Origin of the sequence: Rhodococcus phenolicus (assembly GCF_001646785.1) — a bacterium.
Lineage (GTDB): Bacteria > Actinomycetota > Actinomycetes > Mycobacteriales > Mycobacteriaceae > Rhodococcus > Rhodococcus phenolicus.
Map to the genome: position 1 here is coordinate 73,751 of NZ_LRRH01000058.1, position 21,389 is coordinate 95,139.

Sequence of the window (21,389 nt, forward strand, 5' to 3'; positions counted from 1 at the left end):
CCATGTTCATCAAGGTCGTCAACCCGAACACCACGTGGTCGATGACCGCCACCATCGAGGCGTGTGCCCGGACCGTCGCCGGTCCGGGCACACGCGTCGAAGCGGTCAGCCCGGCGATGGGCCCGCCCTCGATCGAGAGTCACTACGACGAATCCTTGTCTGTACCGGGAATTCTCGCCGAGATCGCACAGGGAGAACGAGACGGCGCCGACGGATACGTGATCGCATGCTTCGGCGATCCGGGACTGGACGCGGCACGCGAGATCGCCACCGGGCCGGTCGTCGGAATCGCAGAGGCCGCGATGCACACCGCGAGTTTCCTCGGTCGCGGTTTCTCGGTCGTCACCACCCTGGGCCGCACGGCGGGGCGGGCCCGGGACCTCGCCGACCGGTACGGACTGCGCGACGCCTGCCGGGGTGTGCACGCGTGCGAGATCCCGGTACTGGCACTCGAAACCGACCCCGACGCCCGCAAGATCGTCACCGAAGCATGTTTCGATGCGCTCGACTCGGACGGTTCGGACGCCGTCGTGCTCGGCTGCGCGGGAATGGCGGATCTGTGCGCGCAGATCTCCGCCGACATCGGCGCCCCGGTCGTCGACGGGGTCGCCGCCGCGACCCTGACGGTGCAGTCGCTGGTGACGATGGGCCTGGCGACCGGCAAACGCGGGGAGTTCGCTCCGCCTCCCCCGAAGCCGTACACCGGAATTCTGAAGGGGTTCACAACAGCCCGGTGAGCCGGCGTGACCCCTCGTGCAGAAATCGCAGCTGCTCGGGGTCGGCAGGCGACACACGCAGCGGGGACCCTTGCAGGCACAGCCCGCCGACGACCTCGGCGGCGTGGTTGCGGATCGGCACGGCCAGCGCCGACCGGCCCAACCGGCATTCCTGGTTCTCGAACGCGTGACCGTCGAGCTGCGTCTGCTTCAGTTCGACGCGCAGCACCTCCGGATCGCACACGGTGTGGTCGGTGAGACGGCGCAGTTCGAGCCCCACGCCCATCGCGGGATTGTGCGCGAGCATCACCTTCCCCAGCGCGTTCGCGTGGAGGTTCTTCGCGAGCAGCGCGATGCCGACGATCTCGTGATCGGGATCCTGATCGACGAACCGCAACCGGCCCCCGGCGAACGACGCCACGTGCAGGCCGAACCGGGTGTGCGACCGCAGGTCCTCGACGGTCTCGTGCAAGGTCGGCGAGGTGTCCGTCGCGACCGCGGCCCGGGACAGTTCGGCGGTGCGCCGGCCGAGCGCGAATCCGGACAGGTCCGGCACACGCACCAGGAACCCGTCCGCGACCAGCAGATTGAGCATGCGGTACGCGGTCGTGGGCGCGACCCCCGCGAACCGGGCGATCTCCTTCGCCGTCGCACCGGGACCGAGATGCGCCACCGCTTCGAGCATGACCAGTGCCTTGCGCACCGCTTTCGGCTGTTGTCCGCCGAACCCCACCTCGGTCTCGACGTGCGCCGTCATGCCCCGAGCCCCGCCCCGGGACGTACCGGCACCATCCGGGGCCGGCCGGCGTCGTCGAGCACGAGTTCGCCGGAACCGGGCAGCAGGTCGGCGGTTTCGACGCTGTCGAACGTGCCCATCGTCTCCAGGGATTCGGGCCGTAGGTGTTTCAGCACCCGCGCCCACACGATGCCGGACACACCGACGATCAGTACCGCCGCCGGTATCGCCCACCGGGCGTGGACGACACCGTCGAACACCAGATAGCCGAGCAGTCCCGCACCGACCGCGGCGACCCCCGCCGCCAGGACGGTCGTCGACGGCGCATCCTCGCCGATCCGGCACAGGAATCGCAGGCACGACACTGCGAGCAGGGTGTAGGCGGTGACGATCGCGACCTCGACGAACCCGTCGAAGGTGTTCGAATCCGTCACGAACACCTGCAGATACGCGCACGTGCCGAGCAGGCTCGCGACGGTGAACCAGGCGACGGCGACGTACGGGGTGCGCAGCCGCGGGTGGACCCGCGAGAGCGACTTCGGCATGGTGCCCTCGATTCCCATGGCCAGCAGCAGGCGCGACCCTGCCTGTGCGCAGCCCAGGGTGGAGGCGAGCCACGAGCAGGTCACGCCGATCTTCACCGCGATCACCATGCCCAGGCTCGCCCCGGACGCGGTGCCGTCGAAGTAGGCGGCGACGACCGCACCCGCATTCCCGGACATCGCTGCCCAGCCGGCGAAGACGAACACGGCACCGCACACCAGCGGGGTGACGAGCACCGCGCGCGAGACGGTTGTCAAGGGCCGCCGCGCCTCGGCTCCGAAGAAGGCGGCACTCTCGAACCCGGCCATGCTGAGCACGACCAGCATCGCGAGGAACGGCAGAGTTCCGGATATGGCAGGGGCACTGAGCGTTCCGTCGATGTCCGGGCCGGTGACCATCAGCACGCCGATCAGGACGAGGGAACACGTCTCGACGACGAGGATCGCCCGGGTCGCGAACCGCACGCCGCGCACCGCGATCACCGCGACCGTCACTGCGACCAGGACGGCAGTTGCGAGCAACGGTCCCGTTCCCGGCAGATCGATACCGAGCGCTGTGCCGATTCCCAGCAGGCTGATCGCGGCGTTCGCGAGCACCGAGATCGAGATCCCCAGATAGCCGAGCAGCAGCGCCGCCCCCACGGTCAAAGTCGCGCGGCGCGACAGACCGTGGAAAGCGAAGCTGTACAGCGATCCGGCGGCAGCGAGCCGCCGCGTGAACTGGGTGATGCAGTAGGCGACGGCGACGACGACCGCGGTGGTCCCGATGATCGCGGCCAGACCCCCGAAGCCGGGCTCCGCCGAGACGATCCACGCCGCGATGAAGATCATTCCCGTGGCGGGCGCGATCGTCGACAAGGACTGGCCGATCAGGTCCACCTGGGACAGCTGCCGTCGGCCCAGCGCCCGCAGCGGCGAGAACACCGGGGCCGCAGCCGGTGCGGTGTTCCGGGATTTCGCTATCGCCGCGGCGAGCGCGCCACCGATCCGCGAACCGCCTCCTCCACGCCTGCCGCTGCTCACCCGGCCACCGATCCCTTCGTGGCCCTTCATCCGACTCGGGCCGTCGGTAGGGACCGTAAGGACCGAATGTTTCACCGGGGTTTCCGACGGGATTCACCGCCGTGTGTGACGCGCCGGTGACCATCGTTGCGTTCACGTGACCCCAAGTGGAAATCCGGTTGCCCGCGAGCGTCCACACGGGATCCGGCTGCGGCCGTGCACACCCTCCCGGACTCCGGGCCGACTCCCTGATCTGCGCAGCTGTCGTCGAACGCGATCCGGTCCCGTTTCCACTCGGCGACCGCACAGTTGTTTCCTCCGCGCAGCGAAATCGCCTCATCACCTGGCCAGGATTGCCCCGACGACAGAGAGGACGTGGTTCATGTTCTGGGTGGTGGTCGCATCGATCCTCGGTGGGACGCTCCTGCTCGCGGGCATTCCGAAGCTCCGTGATCGGGGCGGTCTGCTGACGGTGGTGAACGGGTACCGGTTGCTGCCGGCCGGGGCGGAACGCGCGGTCGCGACGATGCTGCCGTACGTCGAGGTGCTCGTGGGTGTCCTGCTGCTCCTCGGGATCGGTGGGCGCTGGCCCGCTGCTGCGGCAGCGCTGCTGTTCGCGACGTTCACGATCGGGCTCACGGTGAATCTGGCACGCGGGCGCCGCGATCTCGACTGCGGCTGCTTCGCGTTCGGCGCCCATGAGGTGCCCCGCATCGGCTGGTTCCACGCCGCACGCGCTGCGTCGTTCACGGCGGCGGCGCTGGTGCTCACACGGGCCGGGTCCACCGACGTCACGGTGCCCGAACACCTGGCCGCGGTGGTCGGTGGCCTGTTGGGCGTGCTGGCCGTGGTCGCGGTCGTGCAGATCCGCGCCGTCGTGCACGTCGGCCGGCGCCCCGTCGACGACTACCTGACCGCCGCCTCGATCCGGTTGCGCGCCACGAGCACCGTCTCCCGCTACGGCTCGTGATTCCTCTATTCCCGAAACAACTTTCGTACAGACAGGACTGATCCGATGACGAACTTTCTGGTGGTGGCCGTCGCCGTGCTGACCGTCGCGGTCGCGCTGCTGTTCCTCATGACGCTCGCGCTCGCCCGGGAGATCGGCCGCGTCCAGGTCCGGCTCGGCCCCCTCGGGGCGCGGATGATGGACACCGGACCGAAGGTCGATCAGGCGGGCCCGTCGTTCGCCGGTCTCGTCGATCACGTCGGGCGCTCGGTGCGGGTCGGCGGTCACCGGGACAAGGCACAGCTGCTCATGTTCACCGCGCCGAGCTGCAGCACCTGCAAGAGCCTGCTGCCGGGTCTGCGCGCGATGGCCCGCGCCGAGTCCGGTCTCGACGTCGTGATCATCTCCGACGGAACACCCGAGGAGCATCGGGAGTTCTTGGCGGGCAGCAGTATCGGAACCGAACTCAGCTACGTCGATGCACGCGATGTCGGCATCGCCTACCAGGTCGGGACGACGCCGTACGGCGTGATCCTCGACGAGCACGGCAAGATCCGCGGCAAGGGCCTGACCAATCACATGGCGCAGGTCGAAAGCCTGCTCAATGCCCTCGAATCCGGCACGCCGTCACTCCAGCACCTCCACGCGCAGGCGAAGTCGGCCTGACCCACCCCAGAAGAAGGAGGCGTACCGCCATGCAACACAACGATCCAGGGCACCACGAGGTGACCGAGCAACGATATCCGGTCGACGAGGACACCGTCCGTGAGCAGGCCGCATGGATGGCCGGACAGGGTGGATCCTTCGTCAGCCGCACGGGGCGCAAACTGTCCGAACGCACTTCGCGCCGGTCGATGCTCAGCAGGATCGGCCGCTGGACGATGGGTGTCTCGGGTGTCGCGCTGATCAGTTCACTCCCGGTGACCCGTACCGCGCTGGCCCAGCCCGCCCCGGAACCGGCACCGCCGGCGCCGGAACCGATCCTCCCGACGTACGACGGGAAAGATCCTGCGGAATGCGAGTATTGGCGCTGGTGCAACATGGATGGCACCTCGTGCGCAGCCTGCAACGGCGGCGGCGTGACGACGTGCGCACCGGGCAGCAAGCCGGGCGCGGAGTTCTGGGTGGGCTGCTGCACGAACCCGGACACCGGAAAGACCTACCTGATCGCCTATTACGACTGCTGCGGCGCGCCGTCGTGTTCGAACGCGTTCTGCGGTGAGCCCGACATGCAGGCCATCATGTACAACCCGGTCTCCGGCAGCTACGACCAGGAGATCATCTGGTGCGTATCGGACGAGTCCCAGTCGTACACGTGCACGATGGCGCCGATCATCGGCGAGGATTGCCAGACCCGTCCCGCGGCGCGCCCGAAGGTCGGTGCCGGCGCATGAACACTGCACGAAACAAGCGTCTTTCGCGATCCGTCGCGGTCGCGGTCCCGCTCGCGGCCGCGCTCGTCCTCGCCGGATGCAGTTCGGACGACGACGCGTCGGCCTCGGGTGAGGTCACGTACCCGACCGTGCCGATCGTCGCGCCCGGCGACGGCATCTCCCTCGGCCACGACGACCAGGAGATCGGCGACACCATCCCGGAACCCGTGCACGTCGGGGAGATCGAGCCGATCAAGTCGACGGATCTGCTCGCCGTCGCCGGCGGCTTCGGAAAGCTCGAGCTCGGCGTCAACGCCCTCGACCCGGTGACCGGTGTCGCGGGCAGCCGCTTCGTGGTCGGCCCCGGCATCTGGGATCCGGTGATCCACGGCTTCGTCGGTGAGACCTCCGCCGATCCCGCCGTGCTCGCCGCCGAGGTGTGGCGCCCACGCGGATCGCGTGGCGCCGCGGACTTCACCGTCAGCACATACTCAGGCAACCTGCTCGAACCGGCCGAGACGCTGCTCCCCGACTACGCCCGCGTCCACTCGCGGCCGGGATCCAACGCCGTCACCTCCGACGGCAAGTTCTTCGTGACGTGGGACGACGGCCTGTACGGCGTCCGGGTCGTGGATCTGGAGGCGAAGAAGGAAAGTGGCTCCCTGCAGGTCATCGGGTGCGGTCCGTTCACGTGGCTCGACGGGCACGAGCTGTACAGCGTCTGCGAAGAAACTCGTGAGCTGATCCAGATCTCGATCGACGACGCGGGTGTGCCCACCGAAACGAACCGCGCCACGGTCCTGCCCGACGACTTCGTCAGCAACCGGAAGGCCACCTTCGCCGCCGACGCGAAGAAGGCGCTGCTGGTCGGAGCGAACGGAGACGTCTACGTCTTCGACTTCTCGAACGGTCTTCCCACGACCACGGTGACCCCGATCGGTAACGCCGGCCAGGGTTCGGGCCGCTTCTACGAGAACGTCATCGACAACACCGGAACCCGGATCGCCATCGAGTACACCGACACCGCGATCCACCCCCATTCCGCTCGGGGTGGTGACGTTGTGAAGATCGAACTGCACGACGCCTCCACCTTCGCTCCCGTCAAGACCCTCGACCTGGCGGCACTCGGACTCACCGGCATCGACAGCACGGTCTTCTCGGTCGACGGCAAGACGCTGTACGTGCTGGGCAGCGGACCCGAGGTGGACGGCGAAGCCAAGCAGACGATCGTCGGGATCGCGGCGGCCAGCGGGGACAAGGTCAGTTCGGTGGAGGTCACCGGCACCGTCGAAGACATCGGAACACTACTCACCCCTCAGGTTCTGGAATGACCCGATCAGGTCCGATCCTCGATCGTCCCGGCCCGACTCTCGGTCGCCGCAGTTTCCTCCGCATCGGCTCCCTCGGAGCCGGTGCGGTGGGCCTCGGGATCCTGGGTCTCGGTGCGGCGTCCTGCGGTTCGGCCGATGCGGCCGACGCAGGCGCACCACCCGACTACATTCTGCCCACCGATCCGGAGGTCGCCGTGGCCGAGCAGGCGCGCGGATGGAACGGAAAGGAGGTCCCCGTTGCCTTGGCCGCGGGTGTGGCCACCGTCGACCTCGGTGGCCGGCTCGTCGACACCTGGTCGTACGGCGGCCGGGCGGTGGCTCCGGAACTGCGGGCGAGCGTACGCGACAAGATGGTCGTGTCGGTGCGCAACGGCCTGGCGGTCGACACGACACTGCACTGGCACGGGATCCGGATCCGCAACGACATGGACGGTGCGGCCCCGGTGACGCAGGATCCGATCGGACCGGCGGGCGAGTTCGTGTACGACTTCGTCGTTCCCGACCCGGGAACGCACTGGTACCACTCGCACAGCGGCCTGCAGGCCGATCGCGGCCTGTTCGGTGCGCTCGTCGTCGAGGACCCGGACGACCGTTCCGGGGCGGACGTCGACGCGGTGCTCGTGCTCGACGACTGGGTCGACGGACTCGGCACCACCCCCGAGGCGGTGCTGGCCGCGTTGAATCCGGCGATGGCCGGCGGGCACGGTGGGCACGGCGGCGGTGCTCCCGTCGAGCACAGCGCCGGCGAGCAGTCGGTCGCAGCGGCTCTCGTTTCGGGCGGGCACGGGTCGTCGGTGCCGCTCGGCGGGATGACCCAGCACATCGGGTATCCGCTGCATCTGATCAACGGGCGGCCGCCGAACGATCCGGAGGTCGTCACGGCGGCCCCGGGCAGCCGGGTGCGGTTGCGGATCGTGAACGCGGCCGCCGAAACCCCGTACCGCTTCGCGATCGCCGGGCACGAACTGACGGTGATCGCGGCGGACGGGTTCGATGTCGCCCCGACCACCACCGACACGCTGATCATCGGGATGGCGCAGCGTTACGACGTGCTCGTCACGCTGAAGTCCGGGGCCTGGCCGGTCGTCGCGAAGGTCGAGGGCCGGGACGGCCACGCGTCGACCGTGCTGCGGTCGACCGACGCGGCTCCGCTTCCGAATCCCGATGTGGGTCCGATGATTCCGGAACTCGACGGCCGGTTGCTCGCCGAGAGTGCACTCCGGCCGACGGACGCGGTGCGGCTCGACTCGCGAACAGTCGACCGGGACTACCGCGTCGAGCTGATCCAGGCCGGGGACCGGTACGTGTGGGGCATGGCCGGACCCGACGCCGGGAAACTGGTGATGCGCCAAGGTGAACGGGTCCGCATCACGATGGCGAACAACACCACGATGTGGCATCCGATGCACACCCACGGGCACACGTTCGCCGTCCCCGATTACGGCGGACTGCGCCGGGACACCGTCAACGTGCTCCCCGGCACCGAGCTCGCGATCGAGTTCGACGCCGACAATCCGGGCGAGTGGATGTTCCACTGCCACAACGCCTATCACTTCGAAGCCGGCATGACCGCGAACCTGCGGTACATCCGATGAGAGGACACGCCGTGAAGAAACTGCTTCCCCTGGCCGCGGCACTGATCGCCACCGCCGGACTGACCGCGTGCGGATCGTCCGACGCGGCAACCGAACCCGCCGTCGTGATCGACGTCGCGAACATGTCGTACACGCCGGCGTCGGTCACCATCGAGAAGGGTCAGACCGTCCAGTGGCGGTTCGACGATCACGGGCTTCCCCACGACGTTGCCGGTGACGGCCCGCTCGACGGCGTGCTGCAGAGCGAGTTGCTCACGGAGGGAACCTACGAGTACACCTTCGACGAGACCGGCACGTTCACGTACCACTGCACGCCGCACTCGTCGATGGTCGGCACCGTGATCGTGCAATAGTGCAGGCGCGCAGAGCCCTTCGGCGCCACTGGATTCTCACCTGCGGTGCCCTCGCCACCACGGCGGCCGGATGTTCCGGACCGCCGGCGCCCGACGCGGTGATCGAGATCAGCAATGTGCAGTTCAGTCCGATGGACGCCACCGTGCCGGTCGGCGGCACCGTCGAATGGCAGTTCGACGACGGCGGGCTCCTCCACCACGTCGAGTCGCCGGGCGCGTTCGACAGCGGAATCTCCGGCGCCGGCACCTACACCCACACGTTCGACCACGCCGGCACCTTCGTCTACACGTGCTCGATCCATCCGTACATGACCGGCACCGTCACCGTCCGCTGAGACACAGCGGGGCGTTTCGAACACAGCAACCGATCCAGGAGGTTTCCGATGACCACCGTCCTGTCCCATCAACCGATCGAGACCGATCTTCCCGACATCCGTCCGACGCTCGAGGGTGCGTTGTCCGCGCGGGCACGCCTGGGCCTGGCGGCCGGTGCCGCCGTCGTCGGCGCGGGCGCCGCGACCCTCGCCGCACCGACGACGCCGACGGCACTGACCGCCGCGGTCGTCGGCGCCGGTCTCGTCACCTCCCTCGCCGCGAACTGGTCGACGTGCGGCATGTCGGTGGCCGGGGTCGTCGCGGCACCGAAACAGCCCGGACGCAAGGGCGCGTCGACGCCGCTGCGACGCCTGGCCTGGCACGCCCTCGGATCCGTGAGCACCGGCGCGGTCACCGGTGCACTGCTCGGCGCCGTCGGTTCGGTCACCGCCGCGCACCTGTCGTCGCTGTGGCTGTTGTTCGGGTGGGCCGTGTTCGCGCTCGCCTACGGCCTGCACGAGATCGGTGTGCTGACCATGCCGGCACCGATGCGACGGCAGCAGCTTCCCCGGCACCTGCGCCGGACCATGGCGCCGTGGAAGGTGTCGCTGCTGTTCGGCGCGATCATCGGCCCCGGGTTCATGATCTTCATCCGGTCCAGCGCGTACTACCTGCTGGTGCTCGGGGTTCTCGCGGCCGGGTCACCCGCACTCGGTGCGGCGATGTTCACCGTCGTCTCGCTCGGCCGGTGCATGCCGAGCGTCGCGGCCATCGTGCACACCCGGCGCGGCGGCTCGATGCCCGGCTTCCTGTCCGTGATGTGCGTCGTCGATCGTCGCGTGCAGGCCGTGACCGGCGCCGCTCTCGTCGGCCTGGCCTCGTTCGCCGCGCTCGCGCTCGTCTGACGTCCGGCACACGGGTACGGCGCCGAGTGCGCAGAAGTTGTCGCGGCGGCTCGGCGTGTCGCGACAACTTCTGCACGTTCACACCGGCTCAGAACTCGTAGTGGACGCCGGTCGCTCGTTCGGACAACTCCCACAGACGGCGCGCGGTCTCCGGGTCGCGGGCCCGGGACGACGCCGACGCGACGTGGGGTGAGCCGTACAGGCCGAGGAACCCGTCGGGCCCGACGTACCCGCCGCACAATCCCGGGTCGGTGGCCGCGAACACCACCGATTCGGCGCCCTGCGCGGGCGTGCGCTGCAGGACCCTCTTACCGAATCCGAACAGCCGGTCGAACCAGGTGCCGGTGTTGCTGCCGACCTCGGTCGCCGCATAGCCAGGATGCGCGGCGATCGCGCGCACCGGTGATCCGCTCGCCGCGAACCGTCGTTCCAGTTCGAAACTGAACAGCAGGTTCGCGAGCTTCGACTGCGCGTAGCCACCGGAACGGCTGTAGGGGCGGCGCTCCCAGTTCAGGTCGTCGAGATCCACGCGTCCGAGGCGGTGGGCAGCACTGGACACCGTGACGATCCGGTCGGTGATCCGTCCGAGCAGCAACCCGGTCAGCGCGAAGTGCCCGAAGTGGTTCGTGCCCACCTGCATCTCGAAGCCGTCGGCTGTCCGCTCCAGCGGCACGGCCATCACGCCGGCGTTGTTGACGAGCACATCGATCTTGTCGTGCGCCTCGCCGAGACCGGCGGCGAATTCGCGGACCGACGCGAGGTCGGACAGATCGAGCCGGCGCACGGTCGCGTTCGGCCCGATTTGTTCGGCGATGAGCTGTCCCTTGGCCACGTTGCGACCGGCGAGCACCACGCACGCTCCTGCCGCACCGAGGGCCCGGGCGGTAGCCTCACCCACACCGCTGGTGGCACCGGTCACCACGAAGGTGCGGCCCTCCAGCGACGGAACGTCAGGCGCCAATCGCGTTCTTCATCATCGGCAACATCGCCCACAGTTCGTCCTGCCAGTAGCCCCACGTGTGGGTGCCGACCGCCGGGAACGAGAAGTGCGCCGTGTCGATGCCCAACGTCGCGAGCCGGACCTGGAAGGCCCGGTTCTGCGCGAGCGCCAGCGCCTCGAGCCCCATCGCGTTGCTCGTGTTGAACGCGCCGACCAGGGAGTTCGGACGGTCGTACTCGCCGGGGAGACCGCTGGACGCGGAGACCCACATCGGCAGGCCGCGCATATTCGGTGCGGCGACGAACGGATCATGCCGCAGCCATGCCTTGTTCCACGGGGGTCCCCACATCGCGTCGGAGTTGTAGCCACCGGCATCGAGCATCGCGACGCGGACCGCTTCACGCATGCCGGGCGCCGACAGATTCAGGTAGCCGGACAGCGAACCGGCGAACGTGAACTGGTCGCGGTGGTAGGCGGCGAGGATCAGTGCCGCATTGCCGCCCATGGACAGACCGACGACCGCGTTGCTGTTGCGGCTGATGCCGTAGCGCGTCAGGTGGTCGGGCAGGTTCTGGGTGAGGAAGCTCTCCCACTTGTACGTGTAGGGCTGGCGGTTGAAGTTGCTCGGGGCGTACCAGTCGGCGTAGAAGCTGGACTGGCCACCGACCGGCATGACGACGTTGATGCCGTTGTCGGCGAGCCATGCGGCGTTGGTCTCGTGCTCCCAGCCGCTGACGTCGTCGGTGGCGCGCAGACCGTCGAGCAGGTACACGGCCTTGTTGCTGCCGTTGTTCGCGAACCAGATCCGGACCTTGATCTGGCCGACGCCGCCCGGCGCGGGCACCCAGTCCTCGGTGAAGCGGGAGTACGGGTCGGCCGAGGCCGTCCCGACACCGACGAACGCAACCGCCAGCGGCAGGATCACGGCTGCCACCAGCAGCCGAACCAGTGCACGGACCCCCCTCGGTCGCCGTCCGGTCATCGAAGAAGTTGTCACACCAAGCTCCCCACGTGTGTCTGCGTGCCCTGCTTGTCGGACACCGGCCACGCTCACGTCACAGCGGCAGGCCGCGGCACCTCCGGTGAGATGCCTGAAGGACTATCGATCACTCTTGCATTCCGTTACCGGCGTCTCAGCGTATCGTCACGGTCTCCATTCCTCACGGGAAGGACCGATCCGTGACCTGCAGGATACCGAAATGTCGCAGTTCGGAGGACATATCCGGCCGGTGCGATCGAGCGGGCGAGGTGGGAGCGCAGAACCCGTCCGTCAGCCTCCGGCGGACAGGACCGGTGCGAGCTCGTCCGAATAGAAGCGGAAGAACCCGTCGACATCCGGCCCCGCATTCACCAGCGCCAGGTGGTCGAAGCCGGCATCGGCATACGTGCGGATCTTCTCCAGGTGGCGTCCGGCATCGGGGCCGTACCCGAAGCTGTCGGCGATGTCCGACTCACGAACCACCGAGGAAGCCGCCTCGAAGTTGACCGGGTTCGGCAGCTCCGCCTGGACCTTCCAACCCGCCGCCGAGAAGCGGAACAGCTTGTGCGCCGATGCCAGCGCCGCCTCCTCCGTCGGCGCCCAGGACAACGACACCTCGGCATAACACGGCCCTGCGCCCCCGGCGTCCTTGTACCCGGCGATCAGATCGGGGTCGGCTTCCGTCGCGAACAGTCCGTCGCCCAGTTCGGCGGCGGTCCTCACCGCCGGCCCGCCCGAGCCGGCGACCACGATCGGGGGGAGCTCGTCGGGCAGATCGAACACGCGCGCGTCCTCGAGCTGGATGTGGCGTCCGTCGTAGCTGTGATAGCCGCCGCTCCACAACAGGCGGATCACCTCGATCGACTCGCGGAGCATCGCCGTTCGTGTCGCCGCTGCCGGCCAGCCGCGGGCCACGACGTGCTCGTTGAGTCTCTCGCCACTTCCCAGGCCGAGCACGAACCTGCCGTCGGACAGGAGAGCGGTCGTCGCGGCGGCCTGCGCGACGATCGCGGGGTGGTAGCGAACGAACGGGCACGTCACGCCGGTGGCCAGGCCGATTCTCGATGTCTTGGCCGCGATCGCCCCCAGTATCGACCAGGCGAATCCCGAGTGGTTCTGATCGTGCAGCCACGGATGATAGTGATCACTGATCTCGACGAAATCGAACCCGGCTTCCTCGGCACGCACCGCCTGGCGAACCAGCTCGGCCGGTGAGTACGCCTCCGCGAACAGCTTGTATCCGATCTTCACAGCATCTCCGTTCGGTTCTGCGGGCGCGCGCGGATCCTCCGGCGCGCGGGGCACCCTGGGTGGGGCTACCCGCCGCGGCGGTCCGTGAACCCGGGCGCTCCGACCCCGGCCCCCGGGCGACGGCGCGGACACGGGGGTGGCGGTTGCACGTGTCGCGACCACTACCGTGGCGATGTGCCCTCAGCCCCGCTCCCCGTCCGCGACGGCCTGAATCCGTCCCGATTGCGGCTGCCCGACGCCGGGGAATGGACGACGGTGCTCGAGTATCTGGTGGCGCGCTTCCCGCACGATGCCGCGCGCCTGCGCGAGAAGGTCACCCTCGGTGAGGTCGTCACCGGTAGCGGCGCCGCGATCACCGAGACCACGCCGTTCTCCGCTCGCGAGTTCGTGTTCCTCTACCGCGACCCACCGGACGAGGTGCCGGTACCGTTCACCGTCGACGTCCTGCACCGCGACGAGCATCTGCTCGTGGTGGACAAACCGCATTTCCTGGCGACGATGCCGCGCGGCGGATGGGTCACCGAGACGGCGCTGGTGCGGTTGCGCCGGGAGCTGGACCTGCCGGAGCTCAGCCCGGCGCATCGGCTGGACCGGCTCACGGCCGGCGTGCTGGTGTTCACCGTCCATGCCGGCGCTCGACGCGCATACCAGTCGTTGTTCGCCGAACAGCGCGTGCACAAAGAGTACGAGGCGCTCGCTCCCGTCTCGGACGACCTCGCGTTCCCGCGGGAGGTCCGCAGCCGGATCGACAAGCAACGCGGTGTGCTGCAGGCGCGCGAGGTTCCGGGCGACACGAACGCGGTCAGCCGGGTCGAAATCCTCGGCATCGACGGTGCGGTCGGACGGTACCGGCTGCTGCCGCGGACCGGCAAGACCCACCAATTGCGTGTGCACATGAATTCCCTCGGAATTCCGATCCTCGGCGATCCGCTGTATCCGAAGGTACAAGACGTTGCACCGCAAGACTTTTCGAATCCCCTGCGGTTGCTGGCCCGGAAGATCGAATTCGAGGATCCGTTTTCGGGTAGCCGGAGATACTTCGCGAGCCGACGAAACCTGGCAGCATGGAAGCACAGCACACCAGGACCCCGCTGATGACCCGGGCTCATGTCTTGGAGGACCCCATGGATATCGGCACCGTTTCCCGTACCTACGACGGCCGGATCGCGTTGCGGTTCCAACGCGCGTTCCACCAGTCGCCCGAGCAGGTCTGGCGTGCGATCACCGATCCCGATCTGCTCGGCGCGTGGTTTCCCGCGCGCGTCGATCTGATCCTCGAGCCCGGCGCTCAACTCCAGTTCTCGGCGACCGAGGAGCAGATCCGCAGGTTCGCCATGCCGGCCGACCACACCTCACACGGCACCGTGATCTCGGTCCATCCGGCCCAGATCCTCGAGTACATGTGGGACGCGGACGTCCTGCACTGGGAGCTGGTCCCGGACGGCAGCGGAGGTTGCTGGCTGACACTGACCCACACCACCGACGACGAGGACAATGCGTACGCCCACGGCGCCGGGTGGCATGCCGGCCTGGAGGTCGTCGAGGCCCAGCTCGACGGGCGCACGGTGGACTGGTCGATGTGGGACCGCGCCGAAGCGCTCGCCGAGCACTACCGGAACCCGGCGGACTGAACCACTCGGGAGCACCGAAGCGCTCGTCAGTGCCTCGACTCGCCGCCGCTCCGTCCGCCCTCGGAGGCGACGGTGGGCGGGACGGCGGCGTCGGCGTCGGACGCTGCCCCGGCATCGAACCCGGCTTCGGCTTCGGACACCGCATCGACGATCGCCCCGGCCCATCCGCCGACGGCGTCCCAGTCGCGGAAGTCGCCTGCCCGGCCGCCGGACATCCGCACGTGCATCCGTTCCCCCACGCTCAGTGCGTCGAGATCGAGTTTCCCCGCGAACATGCGGTGCTCGTTCGCACCTGTGCGGTGGCGGACGGTGGACACGTCGTACGGGTTGTTCACCGGCCGGTCCTGCTCCGCGATCGGCCCGGAAGAGAAGAGGAACACCGGGCGTCTGCGCAGTTCGGCGGCGTGTTCGTCGACGAATTCCTTCGCTGGGCGCAACCATCGGCCGCGGTAGACGGCACTGCCGATCACGACAGCGTCGTAACCGCTCACATCGCCCACGTCGTGGGGTTCGACGACATCGACCAGCGCACCGCGGTCGCGCAGCGCCGCTCCGAGTGCCGTGGCGATCTCCGCGGTCGAACCGTGTCTGCTCGCAGCCGACACCAGAATCCTCATCCAAGCCTCCAGAGCACCCACGTGCTTCCATGATCACCCGGCCGTCTCGCCGCAAAACAGGGTCCAAAGTCTCTACCCGTCGGCCCTGCGACCCGAAACCTGCGTTCCGTTCAGGACATTCCCACCAATCGGTGGCAGTGTGAACTCATACAGTCGATCTCGGCGGTGGACACCGCAGGAATGGGAGGACCGAGGTGACGACGACGAAACCGTCGGAGGTCGAGGCGGTGGAGGAAACGGAACGCAAGTACACCGCCGAGGCGAATCGGGAACTCCCCGACATCTCCGGATTGCCGGGTGTCGAGACACTCGTCGACGACCGCGTCGAGCTCTCCGCCCAGTACTACGACACCCGGGACCTGCGGCTGCTCCGCGCCGGGATCACCTTGCGCCGGCGGGAGGGCGGCGACGACGCCGGCTGGCATCTGAAACTGCCCTCGGGCATCGACACCAGAACCGAACTGCGCTTTCCGCTCGGTGACGACACGGGCACTCCCCCGCCGGAACTGCTCGGCCTGCTGCGAGGCGTGCGGCGCGGCCTGCCCGTCGAGCTCGCCGCTCTGCTCACTACCTCCCGTCGGCGCATCCGTGCGACCGCGGTCGACGGAACGGTGCTCGCCGAGATCGTCGTCGACGATGTGGTCGCGGTCCGCGCAGCCGACGACGGCCAGGTGCAGTGGCGCGAGATCGAGGTCGAACTCGGCGCGGACGGCTCGAAACACCCGGACGGCGCGGGCCTGCTCGACGCCGTCGACGACCGGCTCGCCGCGGAAGGAATCGAGCGCTCACCGAGCCCGTCCAAACTGCACCGGGTACTCGGCGATCTGATTCCCGGCGATCCGGAGGTCGGTGGTCCCGCCGGGTATCTGCGCGACTACCTCGCCACCGAACTGCGGGAACTCGAGCTCACCGACATCGGGGTGCGGCGCGCAGCCCCCGACTCCGTGCACAGCATGCGCAAGGCCGCTCGCCGCGCACGCAGCGCCCTGCAGACCTATGCCGGCGATCTGCACCTCGACGAGACAGCGGTCGAGGAGTTGCGGTGGCTGGGCCGCCGCCTCAGCCCGTCCCGCGATCTGGAGGTGCAGTGGGAGCGGCTGCTCGACCGGGTCGCCGAGATCGCGGTGGAAGCACATCGGGAACCCGCCAAGGCCCGCATCGACGAGTACTTCTCGAGACAGTCGGAGATCGCGGAAACCGAGGCGGTCGCAGCCCTGGATTCCGATCGCTACCTGCAGATGCTCGTCACTCTCGATGCCCTGATCGAGGACCTGACCGCCGCCCGGGGAGCCTCGCGCAAGGAACGCAGGGCCGAGACCCGCGAGCTGACGGGATCGCTCGAGCATCTGGCGAAGAAGGTGTCGAAGCGGGTCCGGGCCGTCGGTGACGCGGCGACCACGGACGAACGCGACGCCTTGATGCACCGGGCCCGCAAGGGCGCCAAACGGATGCGGTACGCCATCGAGGTCATCCGCCCCCTGCACCCGAAGCGCGCGGGCCGGGCCCTCGACCACTTCGACGCGTTCCAGGATCTTCTCGGCGAATTCCAGGATTCGGTGGTTGCCCGGGAGCACCTGCTCGACATCGTGTCCGAGCAGGGGCACGCGGCCGAGTCGAGCTTCGGCCTCGGCATCGCGTACCAGCACGAGGTTCTGCTCGGCGAAGCGCAGGCGGTGCACCTCGACGACGCGTGGAAGGAAGCGCTGCGCGCGGCGAAACCGCTGTGGAAGTGAGCGAGGCCCCGACATGAGCGACAACCGGAGCATGCGGGCGTGGCGGGTACTGACCCCGGGACCCGTCGCCGGTGGCCCCCTGCAGGCGTGTCGGGAGCCGCTGCCCGAGCCCGACGACGGCGAGTTGCTCGTGCGAGTGCTCGCGTGCGGGGTGTGCCGAACCGATCTGCACGTCACCGAGGGTGATCTGCCGGTGCACCGGAAGCATGTCGTGCCCGGCCACGAGGTGGTCGCCGAGGTGATCGGTGGTGACCTCGGCTCGCATTCCCTCGGGGACCGGGTGGGGATTCCGTGGCTGCGCAGCACGTGCGGACAGTGCCGGTACTGCCTGCGCGGTGACGAGAACCTGTGCCCGGCCTCCACCTACACCGGCTGGGACGCCGACGGCGGGTACGCCGAATTCGCGACCGTTCCGGCAGCTTTCGCGCTACCCCTGCCATCCGGGTACGACCCGGTGACGCTGGCGCCGCTGCTGTGCGCGGGCATCATCGGCTATCGAGCCCTGCTGCGCGCGGTCGTTCCACCCGGCGGCGTGCTCGGACTCTACGGCTTCGGCGGCAGCGCGCACCTGACGGCGCAGGTCGCACTGGCCCAAGGCATTCGGGTACACGTCATGACCCGCGGCGACGACGCGCAGCAACTCGCACTGGACCTCGGCGCGTCCTCCGCGCAGGGCGCGTACGACGCACCTCCGGAACCGCTCGACTCGGCGATCCTCTTCGCCCCGGCCGGGGAACTGGTGCCGACCGCGCTCGAAGCGCTCGATGCGGGTGGCACCCTCGCACTGGCCGGCATCCACCTGACCGACATCCCCACCCTGAACTATCAGCGACACCTGTTCCAGGAGAGGACAATTCGCAGCGTCACCGCGAACACACGCCACGACGCCCGCGAATTCCTCGCGTTCGCCGGCGAACACCCGCTGCACGTCACGACGACCCCGTACCCGCTCGACGAGGCGGACCGGGCACTCGCCGACCTGTCCGCGGGCCGCTTCGCAGGAGCAGCCGTGATCGTGCCGTAGACCACAACTCGGGCCCGCCCGGACCCGCTGCCGCAACGGATAAGCTCGATCATGCAGTACCTCACGAGAATGGAGGCTCACCGATGAGCACGCACGTGACCCAGGCCGTCGTTGCCGGTATCGACGGTTCCGACACCGCGACTGCCGCCGCCCGATGGGCCGGTGCCCTCGCCGCCCGGATGGAACTCCCCCTGCGCCTGGTCCACTCGCTCCCCAGCGAGGGCATCTTCTACAGCGAGTCCGCGGTGCTCATCCAGTCCCAGATGTTCGATCAGCTCAAGGCGGACGGCGAGAAGCTGCTCTCCGACGTCAGCGACCTGATCCGGGCCGAGCAGCCCGGCCTGACCGTCGAGAGCTACATCGGTCCCGGCCCCGCCACCAATTCGCTGCTCGAGGCCGCGGCCGATGCCCGTGTCGTCGTGGTCGGCGCGACCGGCGCGGGAGCGATCGAGAACTTCCTGCTCGGCTCCACCGTGCTGCGCGTCGCCAACCACGCACCGTGCCCCGTCGTGGTGTGGCGTGGCGACACCGCGAACCCGCTCCCGAACGACAAGCCCATCGTCGTGGGCGTGGACGGCAGTGAACTGTCCAGCACCGCGGTGTCCTACGCGTTCCGGCTGGCGGACACCCTCGGGGTACCGCTCGTCGCGGCGCACTCCTGGATCGGCGACGCGGCACTCGGCACCGGCGCGACCGCGACCCTCGTGGATTGGGAAGCGGTGCGGGAAGCCGAAACCGCCGTGTTCTCGGAGGCGCTGGCCGGCAAGCAGGACGAGTACCCCGACGTCGAGGTGCGGCGCGTCGTCGAACGCGGACCGGCTCCGAAGGTTCTGCTCGGCCAGCTCGACGACGCGCAGCTCGTCGTCGTCGGCAGCCACGGGCGCGGACAGTTCGCCGCGGCGCTGCTCGGTTCGACCAGCCAGAACCTGCTGCACAAGGCCCCGTGCCCGGTGCTGATCGCCCGCAACAGGTGATCCTTCCGTCGCGGTGGGCCGACGAAACCTTCGTCAGCCCGCCGCGGTGCCGAACAGGTAGCCGACGGCGAACGTGACGGCCATCGCAATCGCACCGCCGACCACGACCCGCAGCACCGCCCGCCCTCGCCGGGCACCACCGAGTCGCGCGCTGACGGTGCCGGTCAGGGCCAGCGCCACGAGCACCGCCACGAACGTGACGGGGATCCGCAGATGCTCCGGCGGAAGCACCACCACCAGCAGCGGAATCAGCGCGCCGATCGTGAACGACACCGCCGACGACAGCGCCGCCGCCCACGGATTCGCCAGGTCGTCCGGGTGGATTCCCAGTTCGACCTCCGCGTGGGCCGCCAGTGCGTTGCGTTCGGTCAGCTCCTTCGCCGCCGCCCGCGCGGTGTCCGGCTCGAGACCCTTGCGCTGCAGCAGTCCGGTCAGCTCCTCGAGCTCCGCCTCCGGCATCTGCTCGAGTTCGCGCCGCTCCGTGCGCAGCATCGCCCGTTCCGTGTCGCGCTGAGCGCTCACCGACACGTATTCGCCGAGCGCCATCGACACCGCACCCGCCGACAGGCCCGCGAATCCCGCGGTGAGGATGGCGGGCACGTCGGTGCTCGCCGCCGCGACACCCACGACGAGACCGGCAGTGGAGACGATGCCGTCGTTGGCACCCATGACCCCCGCGCGCAGCCAGTTCAGCTTCGCGGCGGTGCCCGTCCCGTGGGGTTCACGGACGTGACGGTCGGTGGATTCGCGAGTGGACACTCCGTCAGGCTATAACGTTGCGGCACAACACGGTAGCAATGCGAGCCTGTCCTCACCGGGGGTCACCAGGGGCCCGGACCGACCTCCCGGTCGAGGCGTTCGGCGTCGGGCAGGGTGCCGTCGGTCGTGTCGATCACCCGTGCCGACGGCCACTCCTCGCGGCGGTGCAGCTGCTCGTCGAGCACCGCCGGCGTCGCATCGGAGGCGTCTCCCCCGCGTTCCCGCCGGGAAACGATGCGGCGCAACAGGACTGCCGGGTCGGCGCAGCATTCGATCTCGACGGTGTCGGCGACCGCCTCGGCCCCGACCCGGCGCGCCGCGTCCCGCCGCGACTCGGACAGCCACGTCGCGTCGAGGACCACGGACGTGCCGAGCGACAGTGCGATCCGTGCCCGGCGCAACAGCTCGGCGTACGTCGCGTCGGTGTGTTCCGGCGTGTACAACCCGGAACCGACGTCGTCGCTCGCATCGGTCGCCGGGTCGAGTCCCGCGAGTTCCTTGCGGATCACGTCGCTGCGGAGCACCACCGCGTCGAGGTGCGTCCCGATCAACCGGGCCACGGTGGTCTTGCCGGTCGCGGACAGACCACCGACGAGCACGAGCCGGATGCGGCCGCGGTCGAGATTGCGGGCGACCTGCTCGAGCAACCCGAGCGAGACCTCCCGGGAGGCCGCGTCCCCCTGATCGTGGCGCAGCGCGGTGACCTTGGCACGCACCAGCGCCCGGTAGGCGATGTAGTGGTGCATCAGGGTAGTGGGGCACGCGTCCCCGGAGAACTCCGCGTACGCGCGCAGCAGCCGATGTGCGCCGGCCCGGTCGCCGAGGCGTTCGAGATCCATCGCGAGGAATGCGATGTCGAGTGCGCCGTCGCCGTAACGCAGTTCGTCGTCGAACTCGAGACAGTCGATGATGCGTGGGCCGTCGTCGAGGCAGAAGATGTCGTCGGCGAGCATGTCGCCGTGCCCGTCGACGGCACGGCCCTCGTCGATGCGCGCCGCGAACAACGGTGCCCGTCCCTCGAGGTACCGGTTCGCGGAGTTCCTGATCCGCGCGAGCAGCCCGGCGGCATCGATTCCGACCGGAAGGCGCTCGAGGTGGTCGAGGCTCTGGCGCCACAGATCCGTCAGAAAACCGATACTGGCACATCGATCGATGGCCGGGTCCCGGGGCGAGGCGGCGTGCAGTCCGGCAACCTGCCTGGCCACCGAATCGACGACGGTGTCGATGCTCTCACCGCGTGCGACGAGCGCGGCCAGCCGGCGCTCGTCCGGGAGCCGTCGCATCTCGACGAGGTGCTCGCAGACCTGCCCGTCGGGTCCGTGGACGTCGGCGACGCCCAGGTACACGTCGGGAGCCAGGCGCCGGTTGAGATCGACTTCCCGGTGGCACACGCTCTCACGGGCCGCGCGGGTGCGGTTGTCGAGGAAACCGAGATCGAGCGGTTTCTTCATCTTGTGGACCCGGTCGCCGACGAAGAACACCACCGACGTGTGGGTTTCCCGGATCTGCACGTACGGGCCGGTATCGGACACCGTCTTCCTCCGTTCCCGACACCCGCGGCCGGCGGCGGGCGCGTCGTGGTCAACCTTGCCTCAGCGTGCACCCGTTCGCGCGGCGACGCCAGAGCGTCGGTCCCGTAGTGTCGTTGTACCGAGCCGAGCCCT

At 69.0% G+C, this 21,389-nt stretch carries 22 protein-coding genes; 14 read left to right on the plus strand and 8 right to left on the minus strand.

Translation table 11 applies throughout. The annotated features are described in order from the left end of the window. Window positions 1-2: 2 nt before the first annotated feature. Window positions 3-737, plus strand: a complete 735-nt coding sequence (locus A8G15_RS16680; RefSeq protein WP_068161790.1) for an aspartate/glutamate racemase family protein — start codon at window positions 3-5, stop codon at window positions 735-737. Here the strand turns inward: A8G15_RS16680 and A8G15_RS16685 are convergent. Beyond that, the gene (locus A8G15_RS16685) at window positions 721-1,473 is read right to left on the minus strand and encodes an IclR family transcriptional regulator (protein ID WP_068161794.1); all 753 of its coding nucleotides are present in this window, start codon (window positions 1,471-1,473) and stop codon (window positions 721-723) included. The two genes, A8G15_RS16680 and A8G15_RS16685, sit on opposite strands and share 17 nt — an antisense overlap. Continuing rightward, window positions 1,470-3,017: an APC family permease gene (locus tag A8G15_RS16690; RefSeq protein WP_245687873.1), complete on the minus strand. Its 1,548-nt coding sequence runs from the start codon at window positions 3,015-3,017 to the stop codon at window positions 1,470-1,472. Before A8G15_RS16690 ends, A8G15_RS16685 begins: the two co-directional genes overlap by 4 nt. A gap of 361 nt (window positions 3,018-3,378) precedes the next feature. On the opposite strand from A8G15_RS16690, the gene A8G15_RS16695 reads away from it, so the two are divergent. The 8 genes from A8G15_RS16695 to A8G15_RS16730 are packed head-to-tail and all read left to right on the plus strand — an operon-like array spanning window position 3,379 to window position 9,817. Beyond that, window positions 3,379-3,966: a MauE/DoxX family redox-associated membrane protein gene (locus A8G15_RS16695; protein ID WP_068161796.1), complete on the plus strand. Its 588-nt coding sequence runs from the start codon at window positions 3,379-3,381 to the stop codon at window positions 3,964-3,966. Between the two features lie 45 nt (window positions 3,967-4,011). Then, window positions 4,012-4,611, plus strand: coding sequence for a redoxin domain-containing protein (locus A8G15_RS16700; RefSeq protein ID WP_068161799.1), 600 nt, complete (start codon window positions 4,012-4,014; stop codon window positions 4,609-4,611). 29 nt (window positions 4,612-4,640) lie between these two features. Next, window positions 4,641-5,339, plus strand: a complete 699-nt coding sequence (locus A8G15_RS16705) for a methylamine dehydrogenase light chain (protein ID WP_068161802.1) — start codon at window positions 4,641-4,643, stop codon at window positions 5,337-5,339. Beyond that, window positions 5,336-6,649, plus strand: coding sequence for a hypothetical protein (locus tag A8G15_RS16710; RefSeq protein WP_068161805.1), 1,314 nt, complete (start codon window positions 5,336-5,338; stop codon window positions 6,647-6,649). Before A8G15_RS16705 ends, A8G15_RS16710 begins: the two co-directional genes overlap by 4 nt. Beyond that, the gene (locus A8G15_RS16715; RefSeq protein WP_068161809.1) at window positions 6,646-8,244 is read left to right on the plus strand and encodes a multicopper oxidase family protein; all 1,599 of its coding nucleotides are present in this window, start codon (window positions 6,646-6,648) and stop codon (window positions 8,242-8,244) included. Before A8G15_RS16710 ends, A8G15_RS16715 begins: the two co-directional genes overlap by 4 nt. Before the next feature lie 11 nt (window positions 8,245-8,255). After that, a complete protein-coding gene (locus A8G15_RS16720; RefSeq protein WP_068161812.1) occupies window positions 8,256-8,597 on the plus strand; it encodes a cupredoxin domain-containing protein in 342 nt (113 codons plus the stop codon). Further along, complete coding sequence (locus tag A8G15_RS16725) at window positions 8,597-8,932, plus strand: cupredoxin domain-containing protein (protein WP_425415098.1); 336 nt, start codon at window positions 8,597-8,599, stop codon at window positions 8,930-8,932. Before A8G15_RS16720 ends, A8G15_RS16725 begins: the two co-directional genes overlap by 1 nt. A gap of 48 nt (window positions 8,933-8,980) precedes the next feature. Continuing rightward, complete coding sequence (locus A8G15_RS16730) at window positions 8,981-9,817, plus strand: methylamine utilization protein (RefSeq protein WP_068161814.1); 837 nt, start codon at window positions 8,981-8,983, stop codon at window positions 9,815-9,817. Window positions 9,818-9,905: 88 nt separating this feature from the next. On the opposite strand, the gene A8G15_RS16735 is transcribed toward A8G15_RS16730, so the two are convergent. The 3 genes from A8G15_RS16735 to A8G15_RS16745 all read right to left on the minus strand — a co-directional run bounded on the left by A8G15_RS16735 (window position 9,906) and on the right by A8G15_RS16745 (window position 12,987). Continuing rightward, window positions 9,906-10,778 (minus strand): oxidoreductase, encoded by an 873-nt coding sequence (locus A8G15_RS16735; RefSeq protein ID WP_068161817.1) that lies wholly within the window; start codon window positions 10,776-10,778, stop codon window positions 9,906-9,908. After that, a complete protein-coding gene (locus A8G15_RS16740) occupies window positions 10,768-11,739 on the minus strand; it encodes an alpha/beta hydrolase (RefSeq protein ID WP_068161819.1) in 972 nt (323 codons plus the stop codon). The genes A8G15_RS16735 and A8G15_RS16740 overlap by 11 nt, the downstream gene beginning before the upstream one ends. Window positions 11,740-12,027: 288 nt before the next feature. Next, complete coding sequence (locus A8G15_RS16745) at window positions 12,028-12,987, minus strand: TIGR03557 family F420-dependent LLM class oxidoreductase (RefSeq protein ID WP_068161822.1); 960 nt, start codon at window positions 12,985-12,987, stop codon at window positions 12,028-12,030. Between the two features lie 174 nt (window positions 12,988-13,161). Here A8G15_RS16745 and A8G15_RS16750 point away from each other — a divergent pair, with 174 nt between their 5' ends. Next, a complete protein-coding gene (locus tag A8G15_RS16750) occupies window positions 13,162-14,082 on the plus strand; it encodes a pseudouridine synthase (RefSeq protein WP_068161825.1) in 921 nt (306 codons plus the stop codon). A 29-nt stretch (window positions 14,083-14,111) separates the two neighbouring features. Beyond that, a complete protein-coding gene (locus A8G15_RS16755; RefSeq protein ID WP_068161828.1) occupies window positions 14,112-14,618 on the plus strand; it encodes an SRPBCC domain-containing protein in 507 nt (168 codons plus the stop codon). A 26-nt stretch (window positions 14,619-14,644) separates the two neighbouring features. Here A8G15_RS16755 and A8G15_RS16760 read toward each other — a convergent pair whose 3' ends face one another. Beyond that, window positions 14,645-15,235, minus strand: coding sequence for a flavodoxin domain-containing protein (locus A8G15_RS16760; protein WP_082899956.1), 591 nt, complete (start codon window positions 15,233-15,235; stop codon window positions 14,645-14,647). A 194-nt stretch (window positions 15,236-15,429) separates the two neighbouring features. Between A8G15_RS16760 and A8G15_RS16765 the strand changes: the two genes are divergently transcribed. The 3 genes from A8G15_RS16765 (at window position 15,430) to A8G15_RS16775 (ending at window position 18,966) form a co-directional block, all read left to right on the plus strand. Beyond that, entirely contained in the window at window positions 15,430-16,968 is a 1,539-nt protein-coding gene (locus A8G15_RS16765; RefSeq protein WP_068161832.1) for a CYTH and CHAD domain-containing protein, read from the plus strand. 31 nt (window positions 16,969-16,999) lie between these two features. After that, a complete protein-coding gene (locus tag A8G15_RS16770; protein ID WP_068161961.1) occupies window positions 17,000-17,992 on the plus strand; it encodes a zinc-binding alcohol dehydrogenase family protein in 993 nt (330 codons plus the stop codon). A gap of 83 nt (window positions 17,993-18,075) precedes the next feature. Next, window positions 18,076-18,966, plus strand: coding sequence for a universal stress protein (locus A8G15_RS16775; RefSeq protein WP_068161834.1), 891 nt, complete (start codon window positions 18,076-18,078; stop codon window positions 18,964-18,966). A 33-nt stretch (window positions 18,967-18,999) separates the two neighbouring features. On the opposite strand, the gene A8G15_RS16780 is transcribed toward A8G15_RS16775, so the two are convergent. Together A8G15_RS16780 and A8G15_RS16785 are read right to left on the minus strand one after the other, a co-directional pair. Then, window positions 19,000-19,725: a VIT1/CCC1 transporter family protein gene (locus tag A8G15_RS16780; RefSeq protein WP_068161836.1), complete on the minus strand. Its 726-nt coding sequence runs from the start codon at window positions 19,723-19,725 to the stop codon at window positions 19,000-19,002. Window positions 19,726-19,787: 62 nt separating this feature from the next. Continuing rightward, window positions 19,788-21,257, minus strand: a complete 1,470-nt coding sequence (locus A8G15_RS16785; RefSeq protein ID WP_068161839.1) for a bifunctional aminoglycoside phosphotransferase/ATP-binding protein — start codon at window positions 21,255-21,257, stop codon at window positions 19,788-19,790. Window positions 21,258-21,389 lie beyond the last annotated feature (132 nt).